The 23,979-nt window shown below is 62.6% G+C and carries 22 protein-coding genes; 14 read left to right on the top strand and 8 right to left on the bottom strand.

Features of this window, described 5'->3' with window-relative positions:
- Nucleotides 1-41: 41 nt before the first annotated feature.
- Both ugpC and HRQ64_RS00860 read right to left on the bottom strand, forming a co-directional pair.
- On the bottom strand, nucleotides 42-1,106 hold the full coding sequence (ugpC, locus tag HRQ64_RS00865; protein WP_127754914.1) for a sn-glycerol-3-phosphate ABC transporter ATP-binding protein UgpC: 1,065 nt from the start codon (nucleotides 1,104-1,106) through the stop codon (nucleotides 42-44).
- An 89-nt stretch (nucleotides 1,107-1,195) separates the two neighbouring features.
- Complete coding sequence (locus tag HRQ64_RS00860) at nucleotides 1,196-1,993, bottom strand: GntR family transcriptional regulator (RefSeq protein ID WP_172124715.1); 798 nt, start codon at nucleotides 1,991-1,993, stop codon at nucleotides 1,196-1,198.
- 276 nt (nucleotides 1,994-2,269) lie between these two features.
- Between HRQ64_RS00860 and HRQ64_RS00855 the strand changes: the two genes are divergently transcribed.
- The 6 genes from HRQ64_RS00855 to HRQ64_RS00830 are packed head-to-tail and all read left to right on the top strand — an operon-like array spanning nucleotide 2,270 to nucleotide 9,438.
- Complete coding sequence (locus tag HRQ64_RS00855; RefSeq protein WP_248308218.1) at nucleotides 2,270-3,739, top strand: ABC transporter substrate-binding protein; 1,470 nt, start codon at nucleotides 2,270-2,272, stop codon at nucleotides 3,737-3,739.
- A gap of 49 nt (nucleotides 3,740-3,788) precedes the next feature.
- On the top strand, nucleotides 3,789-4,748 hold the full coding sequence (locus tag HRQ64_RS00850; RefSeq protein ID WP_172121653.1) for an ABC transporter permease: 960 nt from the start codon (nucleotides 3,789-3,791) through the stop codon (nucleotides 4,746-4,748).
- Nucleotides 4,748-5,587, top strand: a complete 840-nt coding sequence (locus HRQ64_RS00845) for an ABC transporter permease (protein WP_172121652.1) — start codon at nucleotides 4,748-4,750, stop codon at nucleotides 5,585-5,587. Before HRQ64_RS00850 ends, HRQ64_RS00845 begins: the two co-directional genes overlap by 1 nt.
- The gene (locus HRQ64_RS00840; protein WP_172121651.1) at nucleotides 5,584-7,314 is read left to right on the top strand and encodes an ABC transporter ATP-binding protein; all 1,731 of its coding nucleotides are present in this window, start codon (nucleotides 5,584-5,586) and stop codon (nucleotides 7,312-7,314) included. Before HRQ64_RS00845 ends, HRQ64_RS00840 begins: the two co-directional genes overlap by 4 nt.
- Nucleotides 7,311-8,318 (top strand): serine hydrolase domain-containing protein, encoded by a 1,008-nt coding sequence (locus HRQ64_RS00835; RefSeq protein WP_172121650.1) that lies wholly within the window; start codon nucleotides 7,311-7,313, stop codon nucleotides 8,316-8,318. Before HRQ64_RS00840 ends, HRQ64_RS00835 begins: the two co-directional genes overlap by 4 nt.
- Nucleotides 8,319-8,322: 4 nt before the next feature.
- Nucleotides 8,323-9,438, top strand: a complete 1,116-nt coding sequence (locus HRQ64_RS00830; RefSeq protein WP_172121649.1) for an anhydro-N-acetylmuramic acid kinase — start codon at nucleotides 8,323-8,325, stop codon at nucleotides 9,436-9,438.
- Here HRQ64_RS00830 and HRQ64_RS00825 read toward each other — a convergent pair.
- The gene (locus HRQ64_RS00825; protein ID WP_172121648.1) at nucleotides 9,435-9,854 is read right to left on the bottom strand and encodes a GNAT family N-acetyltransferase; all 420 of its coding nucleotides are present in this window, start codon (nucleotides 9,852-9,854) and stop codon (nucleotides 9,435-9,437) included. The two genes, HRQ64_RS00830 and HRQ64_RS00825, sit on opposite strands and share 4 nt — an antisense overlap.
- Nucleotides 9,855-10,109: 255 nt before the next feature.
- Here HRQ64_RS00825 and HRQ64_RS00820 point away from each other — a divergent pair, with 255 nt between their 5' ends.
- Nucleotides 10,110-11,774: a hypothetical protein gene (locus tag HRQ64_RS00820; RefSeq protein WP_172121647.1), complete on the top strand. Its 1,665-nt coding sequence runs from the start codon at nucleotides 10,110-10,112 to the stop codon at nucleotides 11,772-11,774.
- A 21-nt stretch (nucleotides 11,775-11,795) separates the two neighbouring features.
- On the opposite strand, the gene uxuA is transcribed toward HRQ64_RS00820, so the two are convergent.
- The 4 genes from uxuA to HRQ64_RS00800 are packed head-to-tail and all read right to left on the bottom strand — an operon-like array spanning nucleotide 11,796 to nucleotide 15,910.
- A complete protein-coding gene (gene uxuA, locus HRQ64_RS00815) occupies nucleotides 11,796-13,016 on the bottom strand; it encodes a mannonate dehydratase (protein WP_172121646.1) in 1,221 nt (406 codons plus the stop codon).
- Between the two features lie 55 nt (nucleotides 13,017-13,071).
- Complete coding sequence (locus tag HRQ64_RS00810) at nucleotides 13,072-14,355, bottom strand: TRAP transporter large permease (protein WP_172121645.1); 1,284 nt, start codon at nucleotides 14,353-14,355, stop codon at nucleotides 13,072-13,074.
- A gap of 2 nt (nucleotides 14,356-14,357) precedes the next feature.
- Complete coding sequence (locus tag HRQ64_RS00805) at nucleotides 14,358-14,879, bottom strand: TRAP transporter small permease (protein WP_172121644.1); 522 nt, start codon at nucleotides 14,877-14,879, stop codon at nucleotides 14,358-14,360.
- A gap of 53 nt (nucleotides 14,880-14,932) precedes the next feature.
- Entirely contained in the window at nucleotides 14,933-15,910 is a 978-nt protein-coding gene (locus HRQ64_RS00800; protein ID WP_172121643.1) for a C4-dicarboxylate TRAP transporter substrate-binding protein, read from the bottom strand.
- Nucleotides 15,911-16,000: 90 nt separating this feature from the next.
- On the opposite strand from HRQ64_RS00800, the gene HRQ64_RS00795 reads away from it, so the two are divergent.
- Nucleotides 16,001-16,705 (top strand): GntR family transcriptional regulator, encoded by a 705-nt coding sequence (locus HRQ64_RS00795; RefSeq protein WP_172121642.1) that lies wholly within the window; start codon nucleotides 16,001-16,003, stop codon nucleotides 16,703-16,705.
- Nucleotides 16,706-16,722: 17 nt separating this feature from the next.
- On the opposite strand, the gene HRQ64_RS00790 is transcribed toward HRQ64_RS00795, so the two are convergent.
- Nucleotides 16,723-17,193, bottom strand: coding sequence for a MarR family transcriptional regulator (locus HRQ64_RS00790; protein WP_172121641.1), 471 nt, complete (start codon nucleotides 17,191-17,193; stop codon nucleotides 16,723-16,725).
- A 69-nt stretch (nucleotides 17,194-17,262) separates the two neighbouring features.
- Between HRQ64_RS00790 and HRQ64_RS00785 the strand changes: the two genes are divergently transcribed.
- The 6 genes from HRQ64_RS00785 to HRQ64_RS00760 all read left to right on the top strand — a co-directional run bounded on the left by HRQ64_RS00785 (nucleotide 17,263) and on the right by HRQ64_RS00760 (nucleotide 23,977).
- The gene (locus tag HRQ64_RS00785) at nucleotides 17,263-18,444 is read left to right on the top strand and encodes an HlyD family secretion protein (RefSeq protein WP_210258477.1); all 1,182 of its coding nucleotides are present in this window, start codon (nucleotides 17,263-17,265) and stop codon (nucleotides 18,442-18,444) included.
- 9 nt (nucleotides 18,445-18,453) lie between these two features.
- Nucleotides 18,454-19,557 (top strand): hypothetical protein, encoded by a 1,104-nt coding sequence (locus HRQ64_RS00780; protein ID WP_172121640.1) that lies wholly within the window; start codon nucleotides 18,454-18,456, stop codon nucleotides 19,555-19,557.
- An 80-nt stretch (nucleotides 19,558-19,637) separates the two neighbouring features.
- Nucleotides 19,638-20,684 carry a LacI family DNA-binding transcriptional regulator gene (locus HRQ64_RS00775; RefSeq protein ID WP_172121639.1) on the top strand — a complete coding sequence of 349 codons (1,047 nt, stop codon included), beginning with the start codon at nucleotides 19,638-19,640 and terminating at the stop codon, nucleotides 20,682-20,684.
- Nucleotides 20,685-20,827: 143 nt separating this feature from the next.
- Nucleotides 20,828-21,829 (top strand): sugar ABC transporter substrate-binding protein, encoded by a 1,002-nt coding sequence (locus HRQ64_RS00770; protein WP_248307181.1) that lies wholly within the window; start codon nucleotides 20,828-20,830, stop codon nucleotides 21,827-21,829.
- 67 nt (nucleotides 21,830-21,896) lie between these two features.
- The gene (locus tag HRQ64_RS00765; protein WP_127754898.1) at nucleotides 21,897-22,721 is read left to right on the top strand and encodes an ATP-binding cassette domain-containing protein; all 825 of its coding nucleotides are present in this window, start codon (nucleotides 21,897-21,899) and stop codon (nucleotides 22,719-22,721) included.
- Nucleotides 22,718-23,977: a sugar ABC transporter permease gene (locus HRQ64_RS00760; RefSeq protein ID WP_172121637.1), complete on the top strand. Its 1,260-nt coding sequence runs from the start codon at nucleotides 22,718-22,720 to the stop codon at nucleotides 23,975-23,977. Before HRQ64_RS00765 ends, HRQ64_RS00760 begins: the two co-directional genes overlap by 4 nt.
- Nucleotides 23,978-23,979: the final 2 nt, after the last annotated feature.

Here is a 23,979-nt window from a genome sequence, read left to right as displayed (position 1 = left end):
ATTTGTTTGCAGGCGTAATCGTCATCAACTCGCCACCTGGATTACGCGGGTAACCGGCGGCCATCTTCGGCAGAAAAGAAATGGATCGCGTCATTGTCGAGCAGCAGGCCGACCGGCGCGTCGGGCTCATAGAGATCATTGGGCGTGGTGCGGATGCCCACCAGCGTGCCATCCACGAGCCGGGCATAAACAAAGGCGTTTTCACCCAGATATTCGGTGTAAACGACTTTGGCCGGAATGGCGCTGGCACCCGGCTCGCGCTGAATGCGCATGGCGTCGGGGCGAATGCCCAGGCGTAGCGCACCTCCACCGGCGGGCAGGCGAGCGAGTGGCACCGTGGCGCCGGCGACAGTCACGGCATTGCCGGTGCGCTCAGCATTGATCACCGCCATTTTAGGCGAGCCGATAAAGGTCGCCACAAAGAGATTGGCCGGGGTTTCATAAAGTTCGCGGGGCGAGCCCACTTGCTCGATCCGACCGGCATTCATGACGACGATCCGGTCGGCCAGGGTCATGGCTTCCACTTGGTCGTGGGTCACATAGATCATGGTGCCACCGATTTCCCGGTGCAGGCGCGCGATTTCGAGGCGCACTTCGGAGCGCAGGGCTGCATCGAGATTGGACAGCGGCTCATCGAGCAGGAACACTTCGGGCTTGCGCACAAGGGCGCGGCCAATGGCAACGCGCTGGCGCTGGCCGCCCGACAATTCGCGCGGGCGGCGCTTAAGCAGTGGCTCGAGCTGCAGCATGCGCGCGGTTTGGGCGATGCGGGCTTCAACCTCGGTCTTGCTCAGGCCCATCAGCCGAGCGCCAAAGGCCATGTTCTCGTAGACATCCATATGCGGGTAAAGCGCATAGCTCTGGAACACCATGGCAATGCCGCGCTGGGACGGATGCACTTCGTTCATGCGCCGGCCGTTGAGGATGAACTCGCCTTCGCTGATGGGGTCGAGGCCGGCGATCAGGCGCAGCAAGGTCGACTTGCCGCAGCCGGAGGGGCCGACAAACACCACAAATTCACGATCACCGATGTCGAGATCGATGCCATGGAGCACTTCAGTGCTCTTGAAGCGTTTCTTGACGCCACGAAGGTTCAACCGCGCCATGCATGGCCTCCTGCGCACGGACCATACCAGTGCAATACCACAGCATTGAACAAGGCGCTGCGGATGTAAAGCACTTGTCGCATTTTGCCTCAGTCTTCGAGGTGCAGTTCGGCGACAAAATCATAGCGATCACCGCGGTAAGCGGAATGGGTCACTTCGATGGGCTTGCCATTGGCGAGAAAGGAATGGCGCTCGATATGGAGGATCGGGCTGCCTTCGGGGATCTCGAGATGGCGCGCTTCATCGGTGTTGGCGACGGCGGCGCGCAGGCGCTGCAGCGCGCGCACCGGCCGGTTACCGGTGTGGCGCATCGCGTCGTAGAGCGAGTGCTCGATTCGCTCGGGCTCCACGGCAAAGAGCGGCACTACGGCATTTTCAATGGCCAGCGGCTCGTCATCGGCGAGCCGAACGCGCGACAGTCGCAGCACCTTGTCGCTGGGCGACAGCGCCAGCTTGAGCTGTTCGTCCGGCTTGGGCAGGCTCACCGTCTTGCCCAACAGAATGGAGCGGCCGGCAAGGCCGCGCCGCGTCATATCGGCGCTGAACCCGACCAGAACCGACATGGGCTGGTCGAATTTGCGGGCGACATAGGAGCCGGCGCCGGGGCGGCGCGACACCAGACCTTCGCGAAACAGTTGGTCGATCGCCTTGCGCACGGTGACACGGGAAATGCCGGTGGCCCGGACCAAAGTGCGCTCCGAAGGCAGCGATTCGCGGTAACGCAGGTGACCGCTTTCGATCAGGCCGCGAATGGCGCGGGCGAGCTGCAGATAAAGTGGGTCTTCATGGGCCATGTCGCTGCGCATGGCAGCAACAATGGCCTGCGACAGGGTAGAGGGCAGCTCTTCACCCTGGGGCGCAAGCGCCGCCAGCCCGTTTTCTGCCATCACCGGCCCCTCCCGATAGATCCAGTATGATACCAGTCTCGACAGAGCAGACGTTATGGCGCTAAGCTCGTCAACGCAAGAAGCGCTGCCAAGCTTTGTGAAGCGAGGCTATCGACCTGTTGGTTGATTGCCGTTCCCGCTCTCCCAGGCATAAGCTCGCCCTCGGCACCGTGATGGCCCATGAGGCATCAAAGAGCGCGCAAGAGTTTCGCACCGGAGATCACAATGCATCTGAAGTTCGGCAAGCCGTTTTTGTCCAGCGTCGCCATAGCGACGATGTTTTCCGCAGCCCTGGCGCTGCCCGTTGAGGCGGCGAGCTTGCGCATGGCCTGGGCGCAGGACGCCACGGGGCTTGATCCGCACACCCAGACCGCATTCTCGTCCCTGCGGCTGCTGGAGTTGATCTATGAGCCTCTCGTGCGGCTCGACGGCAAACTCAATGTGGTGCCGGCGATTGCCGAAAGCTGGAGCTTTTCTGAGGACGGCACAACGCTGACCTTCAAGCTCGACCCTGACGCCAAGTTCAGTGATGGCACCCCGGTGACGGCAGCGGATGTGAAGGCTTCTTTTGAGCGGCTGCTGGATGAAGCGACCGGCGCTGCCGCCCGCTCGAACTTCCTGTCCATCGCCGCGATCGACACGCCGGATGATGGGACGGTGGTGTTCACCCTGTCCCAGCCCGATGCGCCGATCCTCGTGGCTATGGCCACGATCAATGCCGCTGTGGTACCGACCAGCGCTATTACGGCGGGCAGCATCGGCACCACAGCGCTTGGCTCGGGTCCGTTCAAGCTCGACCAGTGGGATCCGAATTCGCGCGAAGTGCTGAGGGCCAATCCCGAATGGGCGGGCGGCGAGCTTGCCATCGATGGCATCACCATTTCGGTTCTGCCCGATGAGACCGCGATCCTGGCCTCCCTGCGTGCGGGGCAAACCGACTTTGCCCTGCTCAACGATCCGCTGATCGCCACGCTCGTTCCTAATGAGCCGAACCTGCAGCTCAATGCCATTCCGGGCCTAGCCTACAACGTGCTCCAGCTTAATCCCTCGCGGGCGCCGATGGACAACCTCTTGGTGCGTCAGGCCATCTCTTGCGCGGTGAACCGCCAGGAAGTGCTCGATACGGCCCTGGTGGGAGAGGGCCAGGTGACTGGTCCCCTCACCATGCCTGCCTATGCGAGCGATCCCAGCACGCTGTTCTGCTATGAGCAGGAGCTGGAAAAGGCTAAGGCGCTGATGGAAGAAGCCGGGATGGCAGACGGGTTCAAGGCCACCGTCATTGCCGCCAGCGGGGAACCTCCAGTCGCTTCGGCGGAGGCGCAGGTGCTGCAGAGCCAGTTGGCAGAGATCGGGGTTGATCTCGAGATCAAGATCATGGAGCTCAATGTCTTTGTCGATACTTGGTTGGCCGGTGATTTCGACATGGCAGTCGCCCAGAACGGCGGCCGCCCCGATCCGTATCCGATGTATAATCGCTACTTCACTAAGGATGGCAATCTGCTCGCCGTTTCCAACTATGTCGATGACGAGCTCGACAGCTTGATGCAGCAGGGCCGGATCGAAACGGACCCCGCCAAGCGCAAGGAAATCTTTGGCCGGTTCGAGGCGCATCTGGTGGAGATGGCCCCGTGGATTTGGCTGTCGACCTCCAACACCTATACGGCCCAGCTCAAGACCGTGTCGGGCTTTGAGCCTTCGCCGACCGGTACGCTGTTCGGCCTGACCAAGGTTTCCGTCACCCCCTGATGCCTGAAGGCGGGCCAGGGGCCCGCCTCCTTTCCCAACGGTTGATTTCATGAACTACGTCGCGCAGCGGCTGCTGACCTTTCCGCTGATCCTGCTGGGCGTTTCGCTGCTGGTGTTCGTGTCGATCCGGCTCATCCCGGGCGATGCGATCACCGCGATGCTCGGCACGGAAGCGGGACTGCTGACCCCGGCGCAACGTGCGTCCCTGGCTGCCTATTTCGGCATCGACCAACCCATCCACCTGCAATATTGGCGCTGGCTCACTGGGCTGTTCGGGGGCGATATGGGTGTGTCGGTCACCTATGGCCGGCCGGTGCTGTCCGTGATCCTCGAGCGCTTCCCGCTGACGCTGGAACTGGCCGTTTTGTCCATGCTCATCGCGCTCAGCATCGGGGTGCCGGCGGGGGTGCTCGCGGCGACGCGGGCGCAGCGTCCCACTGACCTCGTCGTGCGGGTGCTGGCCATGCTGGGCCAATCAACGCCCGGCTTTGTGGTGGGCCTCGTGATCATCTTCGTGCTGTCGGTTTATTTTGGAGTCGTGCCGGCGATGGGCACGTTCACGCCGCTCCACGTCGATCCCCTGGCCAATCTCAGTCAGCTGATCTTCCCGGCGCTGACGCTGGGCTTTGCCTTTGCCGCTTCGGTCACCCGCATTTCGCGCTCGGCGATGCTCGATGTGCTGCATGAAGATTATGTGCGCACCGCCCGCTCCAAGGGCGCTTCGTCTCGCAGCGTTATCTGGCGCCATGCCTTGCCCAATGCGCTGATCCCGGTAGTGACGCTGAGCGGGGTGGAGTTCGGTTATCTCCTGGGCGGCGCCGTCATTGTCGAACAGATCTTTGCCCTGCCCGGCCTAGGGCGGCTGACGCTCGATGCGATCAGCCAGCGCGACTACGCCCTGGTGCAGGGCGCGGTGCTGTTCGTGGCCTTCAACTTCCTCATCGTCAATCTTCTGGTTGATCTCGCCTATGCGGCGCTTGATCCCCGCATTCGGCTGGGGAGTCGCTGATGGGTTTGCTCAAAGCTATTGCCGCTCATCCGAGCGGCCGGATCGGCGCTGCCATCGTCACGCTTTATATCCTCCTCGCAATCCTTGGGGCCGTGGGGATCACCCCCCATGATGCACTGCAACAGTTTCGTATTGACCGGATGAAGGCGCCGAACGGCACCTATCTAATGGGCACTGACCTCCTCGGACGCGATACTGCCAGCCGCTTAATGGTGGCGATCGGTCAGTCCTTTGTTGTGGCCTTTGCTTCGGTGGGGCTGGCGACCCTTGCAGGAACGGTGATCGGCCTTTTCGCCGCTTGGTGGGGCGGCGCCGCTGACGGCGTGCTGATGCGGATGATGGATGTGCTGCTCGCCTTCCCGGCGATCCTCCTGGCGCTGCTGATCATCGCCATTGTCGGCCCCGGCACCATGACCAGCATTGCCGCCATCGGCATTGTTTATACACCGATCTTTGCGCGCGTCGTGCGCGGCCCGACCTTGTCGCTGAAGCGGCGGGAATTCATCGAGGCAGCAAAGACCTTTGGCTCCTCGCAATGGTTTATCCTCACCCGCCACCTGCTGCTCAATCTCGTGGCGCCGCTCACCGTGCAGGTGACCCTGGCGCTGGCATGGGCCCTTCTCACCGAGGCGGGGCTCAGCTTTCTCGGACTCGGCACTCAGCCCCCGTCGCCTTCGCTCGGCTTGATGATGAGCGAGGCGCGCAACCTAATGCAGCAGGCGCCCTGGCTGCTGATCTTTCCCGGGTTGACCATCATGCTGGGTATTTTGGGCTTCAATCTGTTTGGTGACGCCTTGCGCGATATTCTCGATCCCCGCACGCAGGGGCGTTCGGCATGAGCCCGCTGCTTTCAGTTCGTGACCTGCGGGTCGGGTTCGGGCGTGATCCCAAGGCGCATGAAGTGGTGCGGGGCGTCAGCTTTGAGCTCGACCAAGGGCAGACCCTCGCCATTGTGGGGGAAAGCGGCTCGGGCAAGTCAGTTACGGCCTTGTCGATCAACCGGCTGGTTGATTTTGGCGGCGGGCGCGTCACTGGCGGCAGCGTAAAGCTGCAGCGGCCAGACGGCGACCTGCTCGATATTACCGGTGCCGAGGAGGGCGTGCTGCGCCGGATTCGGGGGCGCGAAATCGGCATGATCTTCCAGGAGCCCATGACTTCGCTCAATCCGGTGCAAACCATTGGCAAGCAGATCGAGGAAGCCTTCCGCCTCAACCGCGGGCTTGAGGGCCGCGCGGCAACTCTGGCGGCAGAGCAGGCGCTGGAGCGGGTGCGCATTCCCGATGCCAAGGCGCGGCTCGCTTATTATCCACACCAGCTATCTGGCGGCATGCGCCAGCGCGTGATGATTGCGATGGTGATCGCCAGCAATCCGCGTCTGCTGATTGCCGATGAGCCGACCACGGCGCTCGATGTTACCGTGCAGGCGCAGATCATGGCGCTCCTGGCTGAACTGCGCGAAGAAACCGGCATGGCGATGATCTTCATCACTCATGACATCGGGCTCGTGGCCGGAATTGCCGACCAGATCATGGTGATGCAGAACGGGGTTGCGGTGGAGCAGGGGTCGCTCGACGGCGTACTGGACCGGCCGCAGCACGACTATACCAAGCACCTGCTTGGAGCGGTGCCCCATTTTAACCGGGGTAGTGCGGTGCGCAGCGATGCGCCGCGCAAAGGCTCTGAGCCACGGGCGGTGGCTGTAGAGGACCTGGTGGTTCGCTTCCCGGTCAAGCGGGGGCTGTTTGCGCGCGCTAGGGGCGCGGTGCATGCGGTGGATGGGGTCGAGTTCCATCTGGCGCCCGGCGAAACGCTGGCCATTGTGGGGGAAAGCGGCTCGGGTAAATCCACTACCGCCAGGGCCATGCTGGACCTCGTCGCCAGGACCCGTGGCAACATCGAGACGGCCAGGGGCGCAGGTGAGCGTCCGATGCAGATGGTGTTCCAGGATCCGTTCGGTTCGCTTAATCCCCGTCTCAATGTGCGTGACCTGATGGCCGAGCCTGCCATTGCCGCTGGTCAGAAGCTGGATGGAAAAGTGCGTGAGCGCATGAGCATGCTGCTGGACCGTGTTGGGCTGCCCGAAGATGCTCTCCTGCGCTTTCCCCATCAGTTCTCGGGCGGGCAGCGCCAGCGGCTCTGCATTGCGCGGGCGTTAATGCTGAACCCCAATGTTCTGGTGCTGGATGAAGCCGTGTCAGCACTTGACGTGTCGGTGCAAGCAAAAGTGCTGGATCTGCTCGTGGAACTGCAGCAGGAATTCGGGCTCGCTTACCTTTTCATCTCGCATGACATGGCCGTGGTGGAGCGGATCGCCCACCGGATTGCCGTGATGTATGCGGGCCAGTTCGTCGAGATTGGAGCTGCAGCCTCGGTGCTGTCTGATCCGCAGCACAGCTATACCAAGCGCTTGATTGCGGCGGTGCCTACTATCGAGCGGCGGCGTCAGCACTTCACGGTGGATGCCACCCAGATCCCATCGCTGGTGCGGCCGCCGGGCTATGAGCCAGCTACGCCGAACTGGCGAGATGCTGGTATTGATCACCGGGTAAGGCTGGAGGACGCATGAGCCTAGAGGATGTAGCGGAGCGCGCTTTTGCCCCCGTGCGGCACGCGATTGAACAAGGACGCATCCCCGGCGGCGTGCTCGGAGTGGTTGAGCGGGACGGCTCCCGGGCAACAAGGGCCATCGGCTTGGCACAGCTGGTACCAGAGCAGCGCCCCATCAGCGAAGCCTCGTCGTTCGATCTGGCGTCACTCACCAAGGTGATTTTTACCACCCCGCGCATTCTGGCGCTGGCGGATGCGGGCACCATCGATCTCGATGCACCCATCATCTCAGTGCTGCCAGATTGGCGGCAGTACAATCCCGACAATTGGGAACGCAAGATCACCTTCCGGCAGTGTTTGGGACACCAGACGCCGCTACCCGGGGTATTTCCCATCTATACCTATGGCAGTGATCCCGAACTGTTGCGTGCCTTTGTGATGCAGCATGAATGGACGTCCGGTCCCGCGGTTTATTCCGATCTCAATTTCATCCTTTTGGGCTTTGTGCTGGAGCGGTTGCAGGGCTGCTCCATGCGCCAGATCGATCCCGGACCGGGTTTCGCCTGGTCGGCGGATCCCGCCCAGGCTGTCGCAACGGAACAGGATCCCTGGCGGGGCCGGGTCATGGTTGGCGAAGTGCATGACGAGAACTGTTATGCGCTGCAGGGCTCCGGTCACGCCGGGCTGTTCGGCACCGTTGGCGCTGTGCTCGACTTTGCCGAAGGCCTCCTGAATGGCACGGGTGCTTCGGTCAAGGCAATCGAGTTGATGCGCACCCCCATTTCGGGACGCCGGACCCATGGCTGGGAGCGCGCCTATGAGGGGTGGTCGGGTGGGGAGGCTTGCTCGGCCGAGACGATTGGCCATACCGGCTTTACCGGCACCGGCCTATGGATCGATTTCGCCAATAGCCGGGCCTGGACTCTCCTGACCAATCGCGTCCATCCGACCCGGCATTTCGACAGTGGCATTATGAGCCTGCGGCGCGCCGTAGGCGATCTTATCAGCGGCAATGGAGAATAGCACCGTGGACCCGATCTGGACTGTTGGGCTGATGACCGGCACGGTGCTGGACGGCAATATCGATGTTGCGCTGCTCAAGACCGATGGCGAGCGGATCGAGCAGTTCGGCGCCTATACGCTGGCGCCATATACGAGCGAGGTTCGCCAATTGCTCGAAGCAACTCTGGCCGCCGCTCGGCAGTGGAACTTCGAGGGGCCCGAGCCTGCCATTTTTGCCGAAGCCGAAGCCGCGCTCACCCGCGCCCAAGCTGAAGCGGTGCGACAGTTGGTGGAAAGCACGGGCCTCAGCATGGCTGATATCGGCATTGTCGGTTTCCATGGCCAATCGGTGTTGCACCGGGCGCCCCAACCGGACCGAATGGGAGCAACCCGTCAACTGGGCGACGGCGCGTTGATGAGCCAGTTGCTTGGCGTGAAAGTTGCGTTCGATTTTCGTTCGGCCGATGTGCGCGCCGGTGGGCAAGGCGCGCCTCTCGCTGCCGTCTACCACCAGGCGCTGCTGCGGGGCATTGGGGCGAGCGGCGACACCGCCGTCCTGAACTTGGGCGGGGTGGCCAATGTCACTTGGTGGGACGGGGAGGCTGGGCTGATTGCCTTTGACGCCGGTCCCGCCAACGCCCCGCTTAACGACTTCATGAAGGCCTTGGGCCTGGGTGAGATGGATCGCGACGGTGCACTTGCCGCCAGCGGCGAGGTCGACGAGGCGCGGCTCGCGCAATTGCTGCAGCATCCCTATCTCTCCGCGCCCTTTCCCAAATCGCTCGACCGCTTCGACTTCACCGCTGCGATGGCCGACGGTCTCGATCCCGCAAGGGGTGCGGCGACCCTTACGGCGTTTACCGCTGGAGCGGTCGGCAAGGCACTGGACCTGTTGCCCGAGCGCCCAACCAAGCTGGTGGTGTGCGGGGGCGGGCGGCATAACCCGACCATCATGGCGATGTTGCATGAGCGTGCCGGCGTGGAAGCCATTCCCGCCGAAGCAGTCGGCTGGCGTGGCGATGCGGTGGAGGCGGAATGCTTTGCCTTCCTTGCGGCTCGCGTGCTGCGGGGGCTGCCGATCAGTTTTCCGACCACCACCGGGGCGCCCCATCCTCTCACCGGCGGGCGCATTGCCGGCTAAAGCGGCTTTTGCAAAAAGGTGCGTGTTCGCCCTGCCGGGAAGTTGGGCAGGGCACCAAAGGGCACATAGCCCGCACGCTGATAAACCTTGAGCGCAACGGGGCTGAATGTGTCGATATAAGCGCCGTGGCAGCCGCGGCTACGCGCTTCTGCTTCCGCTTCCTCGAGCATGCGACCGGCCAAGCCGTGGCCGCGCTGGCCTTCATCCAGCCACAGCCACTGCACGTAAAGCCAGCCCCATGCCGTATAGCCGGAAAGCCCGCCCACAAGCGTGCTAGTACCGTCTTTGAGTGTCACGGCGAGGGCTCGCCGCTCCGCTGGCCCGGCATCTGCCTGGTTGAAGGCTGCCAATCCTTCACTGATCGCCGACAGGTCGGCGGCCGAGGGCTCGGCGGTCACGGTCAAGATAATGCTCATCTGCTTGGTGCTTTGCTGCTGCCGTTCTGTTCCCCGGCAAGTAGCACATTTGGCTTTATCTGCGGGGCTTTCACCTGGGTGCCGCTGCGGGGCTACGCCTCCCTCGGAGGTTAGCAGCCGTCAACCGGCGCGTGCTCCGACACGGCAAATGCGTTGAGGTTAATGCTTTGTAAAGCCGCGGCATGCTCAAGCGGAGAATACGGCGCCAACTGAACCGCTTTCGGTTTGGAGACTGCCAAGCAACAAGGCAATATCGTGCGCACTGATTACCTGCTGAAGCGCGTCCGAGAGCTATTCACCGGATCGAGCAAGGCTGTGGGCTTTGCCGCCGCAACATCGGCGTCCTCGCCTCGCGTCAATGACATTGCTGGCCTGGTCAGCCATATACGCGCGCGCAATTCAACGGCCGTGATGGCGGGGTGCGTGCTCCTTGTCGGGCTCGACGAGATCCGGGCGCGCGTTGGGGAGGGATGGAACACGCTCGCGGATCGCGCCACTGGCATAGCCGAGGAGGTGCTGCAGCAATTTCTGGGCCCACAGGATGTGTTCCAGCTGTTGCCCAGTGGCGCGTTTCAGGTTTGCTTTGAGACCCAAGACGAAGCCTTCGCGCACTTCCAGGTGCAGCGTATCGCGGCGCGGATCGAGGAAAGGATCAAGCTGGAGCTGCAACATGGCGCTCCCATGGTGTCGGTCGAAAGCTTTGCCGCGGCCGTTGACTCGCAACGTTTTACCGAAACCAGCGACCCGCTGGCGGCCCTCCATGCCAGCTTGCTTGACATTCGCGATCAGGTCAGCGACCGGTCGGCCAAACGCCACCGCATCACCGCGCTCCGTTATGCCAGTGCCCTGTTCCAGCCGCTCTGGCCTAGCCGCGCCTTTGGTAAAACCATCAACCGGAGCCTGCTTGATAGCTGGGTAGGGACCGCGGCGGCCGAACATCTTACCGCGCTCGAAAGCCGAGATGAGCTGTTGGAGGCGCTCGCCAATCTTGATTGCGTGTTGTTCGCCAAGTCCGTTGAAGGCCTGCATCAGGCGCTTGGAGACATTAAGCAAGCCAGCGTCATGGTTCCGGTGCAGTTTCAAACTCTGCTGGGTGCTTCGCCCGAGTTCATCGAACTGGGCGCGGCCCTGCCTCCACCTTATCGCAAGTTCCTGTTGCTCGACGTTATCGGCGTGCCTTCCGCGGCAAGTGCGCTTGAGCTGCTCCAGGTCGTCAGAACGGCGCGCGAGATCACCGAACGTGTCGTGTTGCAAGTTACGCCCTGGGACGACCGGTTGAACGATGGCGTTCGCGGCGCGACCTGGGGGTTGTCCATCTCGCTGGGGGAAGCCGAGGGCGAAAACCTGCAAATGGCGAGCGAACTCGAGCGGTTCGGGCGGGAAGCGCGGCTTGCCGGTCTGGCCAGCTTTGCTTATGGCGCCAATACGATCGGCAAGGCGGAAGCGGCCTATTCCGCTCAATTCAATTACCTAGGTGGGGCTGCGGTGCACAGTACGCTCGCCACGCCGCGCTCGCATGCGCGCTTTGCGCCGCTGTTTGGGGACCGGCTTCCAAGCTCGGCTGCTGGCGATGACCGCGCGGAATTGCGCGCTCATCCCCGCTTTGTGCCCCTTAATACGCAGGCGCTGATCTTCCTGCCCGATGGCCGGCAAACCCGCTGCCGCATTGCCAATGTTTCGGCCTCGGGCGCGGTTGTGCTGACCTTTCTGGCTCTGGGGGTCGGCGACTATCTCGCGATCGGCGCCATCGGCGCCCAGGTCGTGCGGGTGACCCGCGGCGGCTTTGCGGTGCAGTTTCTCGAGGTGCAGCAAGCCTTTAGCCTCGAAAGCGCACTACAGGCTAAAAGCATTGAGCCGAGGCTGCTCAAAACCCTGCAGGAACTGGGAGCCGATCGCTTGGGGCACCGGAACAAAGCTTAGTACCGGAGGCGGGCTTCGCTCCTAAGCGTCTTGATAGCGAACGGCGCTGTGTTGCAGCGCCTTGGTGATGCCGCGCAGTTCGGCCAAGCCCTTCATGCGACCGATGGTCGGATAGCCGGGTTGGGCACTGCGGTTGAGGTCATCGAGAATGTCCTGGCCGTGGTCGGGACGCATCGGGATTTCCCAATCGATGCGGCCCGCCGCCTTGCGGCGCCCTTCCTCAGCAAGTACCGCCGCGATCAGCGCGACCATGTCGGTATCGCCGCCCAGATGCTCGGCTTCGTAGAACGAGCCCATGATCGCATCGTTTTCGCGTGTCACATTGCGCAGATGCAGGAAGTGCACGCGGTCGCCAAGCTCTGCCATGATGGAGGGCAGGTCATTGTCCGGCCGGGCACCCAACGAGCCCGAGCACAAAGTCATGCCATTGGCCGGGCTGTTGACCGCGTCCAGGATCAGCCGGAAGTGCTCTCCGGTCGACATGATGCGCGGCAGGCCGAGCAGCGGAAACGGGGGATCGTCGGGGTGGCAGCAGAGCCGCAAACCCAGATCTTCAGCAACCGGGACCACTTTTTCCAGAAAAGCGATGAAATGGGCGCGCAACTGGTCGCGGGAGATCGCGCCATAGCGGGCGAGGTGGGTGTGCATGTCGGCAAGCGACATGGACTCGGTGGAGCCGGGCAGGCCCATGGTCACGCTGCGGGCGAGGGTGATTTTATCGGCATCGCTCATATCGGCAAAGCGCCGGCCCGCTTCCTCGACCACAGTCTCGGGGTAGTCGTCCCCAGCGCCTTTGCGTTCCAGGATGTGGATGTCGAAGGCCGCGAAATCGTTGAGCTCGAAGCGCATGCAGGTGCCGCCATGGGCGAGCCGCCAGCGAAGCGCCGTGCGCGTCCAATCGAGCACCGGCATGAAGTTGTAGCAAATCACCTCCAGCCCGGCTTGGGCAAGGTGGCGCAGGCTGGTCTGGTAGTTGGCGATGTGAAGGCGCCAATCGCCAGTCTGCTGCTTGATGTCTTCCGAGATCGGAAGACTTTCGACCACGTCCCAGCGAAGCCCCGAAGGCGAGCCATCCTTGCGAGTGCCGATCTGGCGCTGGCGCAGCGCGATCTCCTCGGGCGTCCAGACCTCCCCATTGGGGATGTGGTGCAGGGCCGAGACCACGCCCTCGGCACCGCTCTGGATGATGTCGTCAATGCTGGTGAGGTCATGGGGCCCGAACCAGCGCCAGGTCTGCTTCATGTCGATCTCCGAGGGAATAGGGTCGGAGCCGCTGCATGCGGCTCCAACGGCGTCGTCAACTGCCAAAGGCGAGGCGCGGCAGCCAGAGCACGAGGTCGGGCACAAAGAGCAGCACAGCGATCAGAGCGACGACGGCAGCGATGAAGGGGATCGATTCGATGGAATATTCTTCGATCGACACATTCATCAGCGAGCACACGGCAAACATAGCCGAACCGCTGGGCCAGGTCATGCCGCCCAGGGTGACGATTGACATCATCAGAATGCCGAAATGGACGGGATCCATGCCGACCTGCGTGATGATGGGCACAAAGATCGGTGTCAGCAGCAGCACCATCACCGTGCTGTCGAGCGCCAGGCCGGCCACCAAGAGGAAGATCAGGATGACGAGCACGATCATGTTGGGATCGGTGATGCCGGCCAGCATCCAGCCGGCCAGTTCCTGGGGCACCTGCAGATAGATGGTGGCATAGCCTACCATGCCGCTCATCAGGATAATGAGCATGATCAGGCCAACATCGGAGGTCGCCTGACCAAAGCAGCGCCAAACCTTTTCCATAGTTAGCTCACGATGGGCGAAAAACCCAATGACGAGGGCATAAACCACGGCGGCGGAGCCGACCTCGGAAGGCGTAAAGAGGCCGCCCCGGATGGCCAGCACCAAGGCCACGGGAAACAGCAGCGCCCATTTGGCATCCCAGCAGGCGGCGGCCAGCGCCTTGACCGTCGGTTTCTTGCTGTCGGCGACTACATATTTCCGCTTCTTGGCAATGAGATAGGTGGTGAGCATCAGGACCACCATCATCAGGATGCCAGGAACGATGCCGGCCAGGAACAGCCGGCCAATCGAGACATTGCCGACAAAGCCATAAAGGATCAGCCCGATGGACGGCGGAATGGTGGCGGTGATAAGCGAGCCCACGGCAATTGCGGCGGCCGAGAAGCCCTTGCCATAGCCCTTGGCAGTCATGGTGGGGCCAAGAATGCGCGCTTCCATGGCGGCGTCGGCCACGGCGGAGCCGGAAACGCCACCCATCAAGGTGGAAAGCACTATGGCCACCTGCGCCAGACCGCCAGACATCCAGCCTACCGAGAGCAGCGCGACCTTGAGAAGGCGGCCGGTGATGCCGCTTTCATTCATCAGGTGGCCGGCCAGTACGAAGAAGGGCACGGCGAGCAGAGGGAAGCTCTGGCTCATCGATGCGATCTTCTGCACGCCGATGGACATTGGCATGCCCTGCGTGGTCATGAAGAAGATGAAGCCGGAAATGCCGGTCGCGAAGGCGACGGGCATGCCCAGGACCATCAGCACAACAAAGGCGATACCAATCAGGGCCATGATCAGAGCTCCAGTGTGGGGGCGCTGGCGTCCATTTCGGCCTGCGTGCGGTTATAGATCAGCAGTTCCTGCTGGCGGCCCTTGAACGCCCGAACCGTATTGTAAATCAGTGTGGCGGCGAGCAGCACGCAGCCCACGGGCACGGCAACGGTGACCCAGGAATAAGAAAGGGTGCTGTCGCCAAAAGTGCGTTCACGGTTGAGCATGGTCAGCTTCCAACCCTCAACCGCCAGCACCAGCAAAAAGGCGATGATCAGCAGCGTGCAAGCAAATTCCAGCCAGAACCGGCGTTTGTAGCCCAGGCGCGACACCAGCACTTCCATGCCCAGGTGCGATTTTTCGCGCATGGCCTTGTTGGAGCCGAAAAAACACAGCCAGATGAAGAGGAGCTGGGCCATGTCCACCGACCAGATCAGCGGATGGCCAAAGAACCGCATAAGGGCGGCGGTGAACACCAGGCCGGTGATGCCGGCGAGCAAGGCGAAGCAGATCGCCAGCTCGAGTTGAGCCAAACGCTTGAGCATGGATTTTACCTGAGCAATGGAAGTGACGGGCCCGCAGGGCCCGTCAGAGTGAATTACTGGTTGGCGATCGCCTGCAACTCGTCCCGCAACGTGCCATAGCCGAGCTTGTCATAAACGCCGGCCGTCGCTTCCTTGAACGGGGTGACGTCGATCTCGTTGACAGTCATTCCGGCGGCGACGAGGTCGGCCTCGATCTGGGCCAGGGCATCCTGGGTGCCATAGGAAGCGATGTCGCCAGCCTTAAGGGCCTCGTCGCGCAGCACGGTTTGCAGCTCGGCCGGCAGGCTGTCGAACCAAGGGCCGGAGGTGACAAGTCCGGTGATCAGGTTGATATGCCCGGTCTTGGTGAGGACGGACGTGACTTCCTGCAGATTGGAGCCAAAGCCGGCGGGAAGCTGGGCTTCCACGGAATCGATCACGTTCTGCTCAAGGCCTGAATAAACTTCCGAGAACGGCATCGGGGTTGGGGTCGCGCCCATGGCGGAAACCGTTTCCACCCAGACCGGCGCGCCTGGGGTACGCATGCGCGAGCCATTGAGGTCAGCGGGCACATTGACTGGCATCTTGGTCCAGAGGTGCCGCTCACCCTGCCACCAGTTGAACGAGAGCACCTGGTGACCCGAAGCGTCGTGCAGCTTGGTGATCCATTCCTCCATCTGCGGGGAAACGACGACCTTGCGGATGCCTTCATAGCCCGAAGCGAGATAAGGAGCGCCGAGCACGCCAAATTCGTTGACGAATGCGGCGAGGCGACCGCCATCAACCACCACAGCGACCGGCGCTCCGGCACGGGCCTGCTCCAGCACGTCTTCATCGGCGCCCAACTGCGAATTGGGGAAGAGCTTGACTTCGATGGCGCCATTGGAGGCGGTGGCGACATTGTCGCGGAAGGCTTCAAGCCCCTTATACAGCGGGTCTGAAGTGGCCAGCGCCGTGTTGACGCTGAGAGTATAGTCCGCCGACATCGCGGGAACCGAGTACGAGATGACCAGGCCAGCAGCAAGCGCCGCGGCGAGCGGTGTGAATTTCATGATTTCCTCCCAAGCGGCGTAGCCGCGACGTTCCGTGCTCTAGGCAACGGCTTCACAAAAATGGTAGTATGGTAGTTCAAAGGAGTCAACATGGTAACGATTGCACCCCTGACCCATGAGGGTGCCCAATTGGGGCGGCCCGCTACCGTAGGCAACAAGGTCTTTGAGGCCATGCGCCAGGCCATCATCCAGCTGCAGTTGCGGCCAGGCGATCCCTTGTCGGAAGCCGAGATGGCTCGCCAGCTCGGTGTGTCTCGCCAGCCCGTGCGCGAAGCCTTCATCAAACTTGCGGAGGTGGGGCTGGTGGAGATTCGGCCCCAGCGGGGCACTTCGGTGGTGATGATTTCACGCCGGGAAGTGGAAAACGCCCGGTTCATTCGGGAAGCCATTGAAGTAGCCGTGGTGCGCAAGGCGGCCGCCGAGGCCGACCCTCGTCACCATTCCATTCTCGATGGGTTGATCGAGCGGCAGCGCCAGGCCAATTATGCGGGCGAGCATGTGGAATTCTTGCGCCTCGATGAAGCCTTTCACCAGGCGATTGCACTGGCTGCCGATTGCGAACATGCCTGGCGTTTGCTGGAGAGCCTCAAGGCGCAGATGGACCGGGTGCGCTACCTGTCGCTCTCAGACGCCACGCCGATCAAGACCTTGATCGAGCAGCACGCGGTAATTGCCGACGCCATCCGCCGCCGTGATCCAGATAGCGCCGAAGCGGGGATGCAGCGACACCTAAGCGAAATCCTGACTTCTCTGCCCAAATTGGCGGAAGCCCATGCCAACTGGTTTTCCGCCTGAGCCGGGAAGGCGTCAAATCACTGCCGGGGATGCAGCCGGGTAAGGGCGGCAACGCCATCGAGGAAGTCCGCCACAGTGTCCATATCCTTGTCGGTCAGGTTTTCCGTCACCCGAACATAGGCCTGTTCGATTTCCCGATACCTCGCCAGTGGCTCGGCGGCTTGCTGTTTGTCCAGTTCGATCAACACACTGCGGCGATCGTCTGGATTGGGCAGGCGACGCACAAAGCCTGCCCGTTCCAAGCGATCCAGCAAGGCCGTCCCTGAGCCCGAACTCAGATGCAGCTCGTCGATGATCTGCTTGGGACTGATCGGTGCTCCTGCTCGGGCCAGTAGGCCAATGCAGGAGAAATCGGTTGGATGCAGCTTCTGGGCGCGGGCAGCGGCCTCACGCGCGCTTTCCACATTGCGCATCAGATTTTGCAGCGCCGATCCGAGCCGGCGCATCTTCAGGTCGCGCGCACTGCTGCTTGACGTTTTCTCTTCCATGAAGTATCTCTACGGTGAAGACAAATTACTTCTAGAGGCGTCGGCCCCTTGAAGCAAGGACGAAAAAACGTGGTTCGCACAACTGCTCAAATCGATACCGAAGTTGCAACTCCCGCGCAGGCGCTGCAGCCACACGCTGCGGCAGGCAAGCCAGATGAAGCTGCGCCGCGTGCGGAACCGGCCGCCAAACGAGCCAACCCGGCACGCAAGGTGGCCGGGGTGATCCTTGTTGTCCTTATCGGCACTTTGGGCTGGCATGTAGCGACCGACCTGGTGGCTCCGGCGAGTTCCTCGGGTTCGGTGACGGCGCTAACCGCGTTGATGGCCCCCAGGGTATCGGGACAGGTGCAAACTGTACTGGTGCAGGACAATCAGTTTGTCGTCCGGGGTACGCCGCTGTTTGAACTGGATCCGGCTCCCTTTGACCTGGCGGTCCGGCAAGCCGAGGCCAATCTCGCTCAAGTCACGCAAACCCTTGACGCTTCGGTCATCTCGCTGGTGGCGACTGAAGCCAAAGTTGAGCAGGCGCGCGCCAGCCTTGATACGGCCCGGACCGCTGCCGAGCGCACCACGAGCCTGCATCAGCGTGGTTTGGCATCACAGGTTCAGCTCGATGCGGCAAATGCACAACTGGCATCGGCGCGTTCGGGACTTGATGCCGCCATTGCGGAACTTGAAAGCGCCCGGCTTCGTGCCGGTGGCAAGGAAGCCAATCCGCAGGTGGAAACGGCTGCGGTGCAGCTCGAGCAAGCGCGGCTCAACCGATCCTTTGCTTCGGTGCTGGCCCCCGCTGACGGGGTGGTCACCAATCTCAAGCTCGCCCAGGGCCAGTATGTGAATGCCGGCACCCCCGCGCTCACCTTTATCGAGGCCGATAGTTCCTGGGTGGTGGTCGATATGCGCGAAAATCAGCTTGCCAATATCGATGTCGGCGATGACGCTGATATCCTGTTTGATGGCGCACCGGGCCGCAAATATCCTGGCGTGGTGCGCGGCATTGCCTGGGGCATTGATCCCGGCCGCACCGCTGCTAACGGCTTGCCGCAGAATCAGGCCATGGCCCGCTGGTTCGAGCCGGCCCGGACGATCCCGGTGCATGTTGAACTGGCGCCCGACCAAACCTGGCCGGACAATGTTCGGGTGGGCTCAAAGGCCAGTGCGCTGGTTTACGCGCAGGGCCGCTCGCATCCGGTGGCTGTTGCGGCCTCTGCCTTGCAGACGCTCAGCGCTTATTTCTCCTATCTGTACTAACGGGCAGCCATGTTCATCGCTCCCCGGCCGCTGATCGATGAAGACCCGTTATTTGCCGTGCGGGTCGCCATCATGCCTGTTATCGGGCTCCTCATTGGCATTGCCTTCCGCTCGCCCTTGGCGATGATTTTTCCCACCCTGATGTTCTCGCTCCTGGCGGGCAATCGGAAGGCTTTCGATGCCCGGCGGGTCTTTGCCGCTCCCATCCTGTTCAGCGGGGTGTTGTGGCTGATGTCGGGTGTGGTGCTGCTGTTTTCAGGCATCCCGGCGCTGCTGTTGCTGGTGATCGGCGGCATCTATTTTCTCGCCTTTTACCTCATCCAGCGAACCGGCAACGCCTTTGGCTTGCTGATCATCGTCGCCGTGGCGCTGATGTCGATCATGGGCCTCGGCTCCTACCCGGCCATGGCTTATCTGCGCAGCGAGATAAGCAAGGCGGCCTTGTGCTCGGCCGTTGTCATCCCACTGCTTTATGTGCTGCTGCCGCCCCGCACCACCGAGATCAATGTGGACAAGTATGAACCGGCATTTCCCTCAGGATGGGGGATCCGTGCGGCCAATCGCACGGTGGTCATGCTGGGCTATAGCCTGTTCTTGTACACGATCCTCGACTTCTCCAACATGATGCTGGCAGTCGCCGGCATGTTCGTGCTGGTGCAATCGACGCGTCGCTCGATCTGGGCAGAGGCGGGACAGCGCAGTTTTTCAGTGACCCTCGGGGGAGTGCTGGCGCTCACCATTCTTGCGCTCCTCAATTGGGTCGGGCATCTGGCTGTGCTGCTGTGCCTGGTCTTTCTCGCGACCCTCTGGTTAGGGCACAAGATGCTGAGGGGCCGGTTGCCCTCTATGGCTTATCAGGATGCTGCTTCGGTGATGATTTCGCTGGTCGGCAGCGCGCTGGCCACCTCCGAGCCCGGCTTTGCGTTCGTCCAGCGGGCGGGCTTGACGGTGGCCGGTACGCTGCTTGCCGCGCTCTTGGTGTCGCTTCTGGACGCCACCTTTCTCCTCGGGACTCCGCCGGAGACAAGGCGGCAGCGCCTGCATAGGCTTCTGCAGCCCTCCCTCCTCCTGCGGCGAGCAAAGCACCCGCTTGACAGCCTCGCGGCGCCGTGAAACGATTTACGTAAATCGTTTTTAGCTTCGGCTTGAGGCGGCTCACCGGGGAGGGTGGGAAGATCAAGATCAACGTGACCATGAAGGACGTTGCCAAGCGCGCGGGCGTTTCCGTGGCGACGGTGTCCAACGTGCTATCGGGCGACAAGCCGGTTCGTGCCGGCTCGCGCGAGCAGGTCATGGCGGCGGTCGCGGCGCTCAACTACCGGGTCAATCCGGCGGCCTCTTATCTCCGCAGCGGGCGCTCCAAGATCGTAGCGGCGATCGTGCCGGCCCTCGACAACCCATTCTTTCCCACCATCCTGGCGGCAGTGGAAGCCAGCTGCCAGAAGGATGGCTTCGAGCTGATCGTGGCAAGTTCCGCCCATCAGCCCGAAATCGAGGAAGCCCGCATCAACGCTTTGATGCAATGGAAGCCCGCCGGCTTCATCATCATACCCTGCTCGGCCGGACTTGCGTCCCGCAAGCAGATCGAGGCGGCCCGCATCCCCTTGGTCTTTGCCGATCGGGCGCCCGACGGCGAGCCCAGCGACTTCGTCGAGATCGACAATGTTGCCGCCGGTGCGGCAGCGGCCCGCCACCTGGTGCAGCTCGGTCATCGACAAATCACCGTCTGCACCCCCTCGCTGGGAGTGCGAAATCTGCGCGAGCGCATCGCTGGCGTCGCGCAAGTGCTGGCTGAATTCGGCGCCGAACCCTTGGTGGTGGAAACCGGCCTTGGCGGCGTGCCCGAAGCGTTGCCAGACACGGCGGAGGCGCAGATTGCCATCGCCAGCGCGATCGTTGCCTTGATGAATACAACGACACTGCAAGTGCTCGCGGCGCTCAACCGCACTGGGCGTGCGGTACCTCACGACGTGTCGCTGGTGGGCTTTGATGATTATTCCTGGATGCCGGTTGCCCGGCCGTCCATCACCGCGATCCGGCAGCCTGTTGACCTCATAGGGCGGCTGGCCTGGTCGCAATTGCTCGAACGCATCAACGGCGCCAGCGGTGGCCCGGTGCACCGGCAGCTGCCGGTGGAACTGGTGCTGCGTGAATCGACCGCCGCACCGGGCTCCACGGGCAAGAGCGTGGGACACGCAACAGGAGGCGCAGAGCTGCTGACGCTCGGCCGACGGCGCTAAGCGCCGCCAGGAAGAATCAAGGGAATCCCGGCCCAGACACAAAGTCGGGCGGGGGGAGTGAGTGAAATCAACCACAATGGGAGGACTACATGTCTAGAACTTTGATCGGAACTGCGCTGGCAACGACGCTTGCCGGCTTGCTGATGGCGGCCCCAGCTTTCGCCCAGGTCGAAAATGCCACGATTGCCTTTTTGATGCCGGACCAGGGCTCCACGCGCTACGAGGAGCATGATTGGCCGGGCTTCCAGGCCGAAATGCAAAAGCTCTGCGCCAACTGCAATCTGATCTACCAGAACGCAACGGCTGATGCGGCGCTGCAGCAGCAACAGTTCAACTCCGCCATCACCCAAGGCGCCACGGTGATCGTGCTTGACCCGGTGGACTCCTCGGCCGCCGCATCGCTGGTCCAGCAGGCCCATGCCCAGGGCGTCAAGGTGATCGCCTATGACCGCCCGATCCCCGATACCCCGGCGGATTATTATGTGTCCTTCGACAATGAAGGTATTGGCCGGGCCATCGCGCAGTCGCTGGTGGACCACCTCAAGGCTGAGGGCGTGCCCGAGGGCGCGGGGGTGCTGCAGATCAATGGTTCGCCCACCGACGCGGCAGCCGGCTTGATCCGGGACGGCATTGACTCGGCGCTCGATGCGTCCGGCTACGAGACCCTGGCTGAGTTCGATACCCCCGACTGGGTGCCGGCCGAAGCCCAGCAATGGGCGAGCGGACAGATCACTCGCTTTGGCGACCAGATCGTGGGCGTGGCTGCGGCCAATGACGGCACTGCCGGCGGCGCCATCGCTGCGTTCAAGGCGACAGGCGTTGACCCCGTTCCGCCCGTCACGGGCAATGACGCGGTGATCGCGGCACTGCAGCTGATCATTTCGGGGGATCAGTACAACACCATCTCCAAGCCGTCCGAGATCGTGGCGGCTGCTGCGGCGCAAGTCGCCTACAAGCTGCTGAACGGGGAAACCCCCGAAGCCAAGACGACGCTTTACGACACGCCCTCGGAGCTGTTCGTGCCGGTTGTGGTGACGCGCGAAAACATCAAGGCCGAGATCTTCGACAAGGACATCGCCAGCGCAGAGGAAGTGTGCACGGGTGAATATGCCGAAGGCTGCCGCGAACTGGGCATTCTCGAGTAAGCGCCACCCCGTCCGCTCGGCCAGGTCATGGCCGGGCGGATGTTTCTCCTGAGCGAAGGGGCAGGCCATGTCCGACCAGTCATCAACTGCGCAGCATACTGGCGAGCCGGTACTCAGCCTGCGTGGCATTTCCAAGAATTTCGGCGCGGTATCAGCGCTGACCGATATCGAGCTAGAGGTGCATGCTGGCGAGGTCGTGGCGCTGGTGGGCGACAACGGCGCTGGCAAGTCGACCCTTGTCAAGATCCTGGCTGGCGTGCACCAGCCGTCGGCAGGCACTATCCGTTTCAATGGGCAAGAGGTGAGCCTCGACAGCCCCGCCGCAGCGCTTAATCTTGGCATCGCCACGGTGTTCCAGGATCTGGCGCTGTGCGAAAACCTCGATGTTGTCGCCAATATCTATCTTGGGCGCGAGCAGAACCCCTGGCGCCTTGATGAGGTGGCGATGGAAGTGCGCGCCTGGACGCTGCTTAACGAGCTGTCCGCCCGCATTCCTTCGGTGCGCGAGCCGGTGGCGTCGCTCTCGGGCGGGCAGCGCCAGACCGTAGCCATCGCTCGCTCGCTGCTGCTGGAACCCAAGCTCATCATGCTTGACGAGCCCACTGCCGCTCTTGGCGTGGCGCAGACCGCCGAAGTGTTGAACCTGATCGAGCGGGTTCGCGCGCGGGGGCTGGGTGTGCTGATGATCAGCCACAACATGGAGGATGTGCGGGCAGTCGCGGACCGCATTGTCGTGCTGCGCCTGGGCCGCAACAATGGCGTGTTCACGCCCGAGGATTCCAACCACGAGCTGGTGGCGGCCATCACCGGCGCTACTGAAAACGCCGTGTCGCGGCGCATGAGCCGCAAACAACTTGCTGCGGACACATCCGACCAGGAGGCAATGCGATGAGCCAGCTCGATCAGGTAAAGCCTGAGGCTTCCCGTGAACTGGACCGCAGCGATGTACGCGTCCGGCGTGACGAGGGCGTCTCGGGCGCGATCCGAGGCTTTTTCGACCGGGTGCGTTCGGGCGACCTTGGCATGTTGCCCGTTGCCGTCGGGCTGGTGGTGATCTCGCTGGTGTTCAGCGCCCTCAACCCAGTTTATCTGGCGCCCAATAACCTCGTGAACCTGCTGTTCGATTGCGCCACGGTCGGCATCATTTCGCTCGGCATTGTTTGCGTGCTGATGCTGGGCGAGATCGACCTGTCGGTTGGCTCGATGAGCGGGCTGGCTTCCGCCCTGTTCGGCTCGCTTTGGGTGACGCAGGGCTGGCCTTTTGAGGTCGCGCTCCTTGCTGCCCTCCTCGCCGGCGTCGTCGTCGGCAGCATCTATGCGCTGCTCTACAATCGGCTTGGGATGCCAAGCTTTGTGGCCACGCTTGCGGGGCTACTCGCTCTTTTGGGTCTGCAGCTTTACATTTTGGGCAATGCCGGCTCGATCAATCTGCCCTACCAGTCGCCGCTGGTGATGTTCGGGCAGATCCTGATGATGCCCAAATGGCTGTCCCATGCGCTGGGCTTGCTGCCCGGCATTTTCACCATCGTTTTGGGTATGCGGACGATCCAGCGCCGGCGCGCGGCTAATCTGAGTGCCGGGGGAATGGGCGGGCTCTTGTTCAAGGCCGCGGTGTTGACCCTCGTGATCGAAGGGGCCGTTTACTACCTTAATCTCGGGCGCGGCGTGCCCTGGATGTTCGGCCTCTTTGTGGCGCTGGTCATCATCATGGATTACGCCTTTACCCGCACCAAATGGGGCCGCTCCATGCAGGCGGTGGGCGGCAACAAGGAAGCGGCCCGCCGCGCCGGCATCAATGTGCGACGCATCTATGCCAGTGCCTTTATCCTGTGCTCGACCTTTGCCGCGCTGGGCGGCGTGCTGGCGGCCTCGCGGCTGGCGTCCTCGAGCCAGCAGGCCGGCACGGGCGACGTCAACCTCAACGCCATTGCCGCAGCGGTGATCGGCGGCACGAGCCTCTTTGGCGGGCGGGGCAGTGCCTATTCGGCGCTGCTCGGCATCATCGTCATCCAGGCCATCGCCAATGGGCTGACCCTGCTGAACCTCAATTCGTCCCTGCGCTACATGATCACCGGCGCCGTGCTGGCCATCGCCGTGATCGTCGATTCGCTGGCCCGGCGCTCGCGCGCCTCGCATGGGCGGGCTTGAGA

The organism is Devosia sp. 919 (assembly GCF_013185965.1).
In the GTDB taxonomy this organism is placed as follows: domain Bacteria; phylum Pseudomonadota; class Alphaproteobacteria; order Rhizobiales; family Devosiaceae; genus Devosia.
This window is presented reverse-complemented; position numbering and strand designations above follow the sequence as displayed.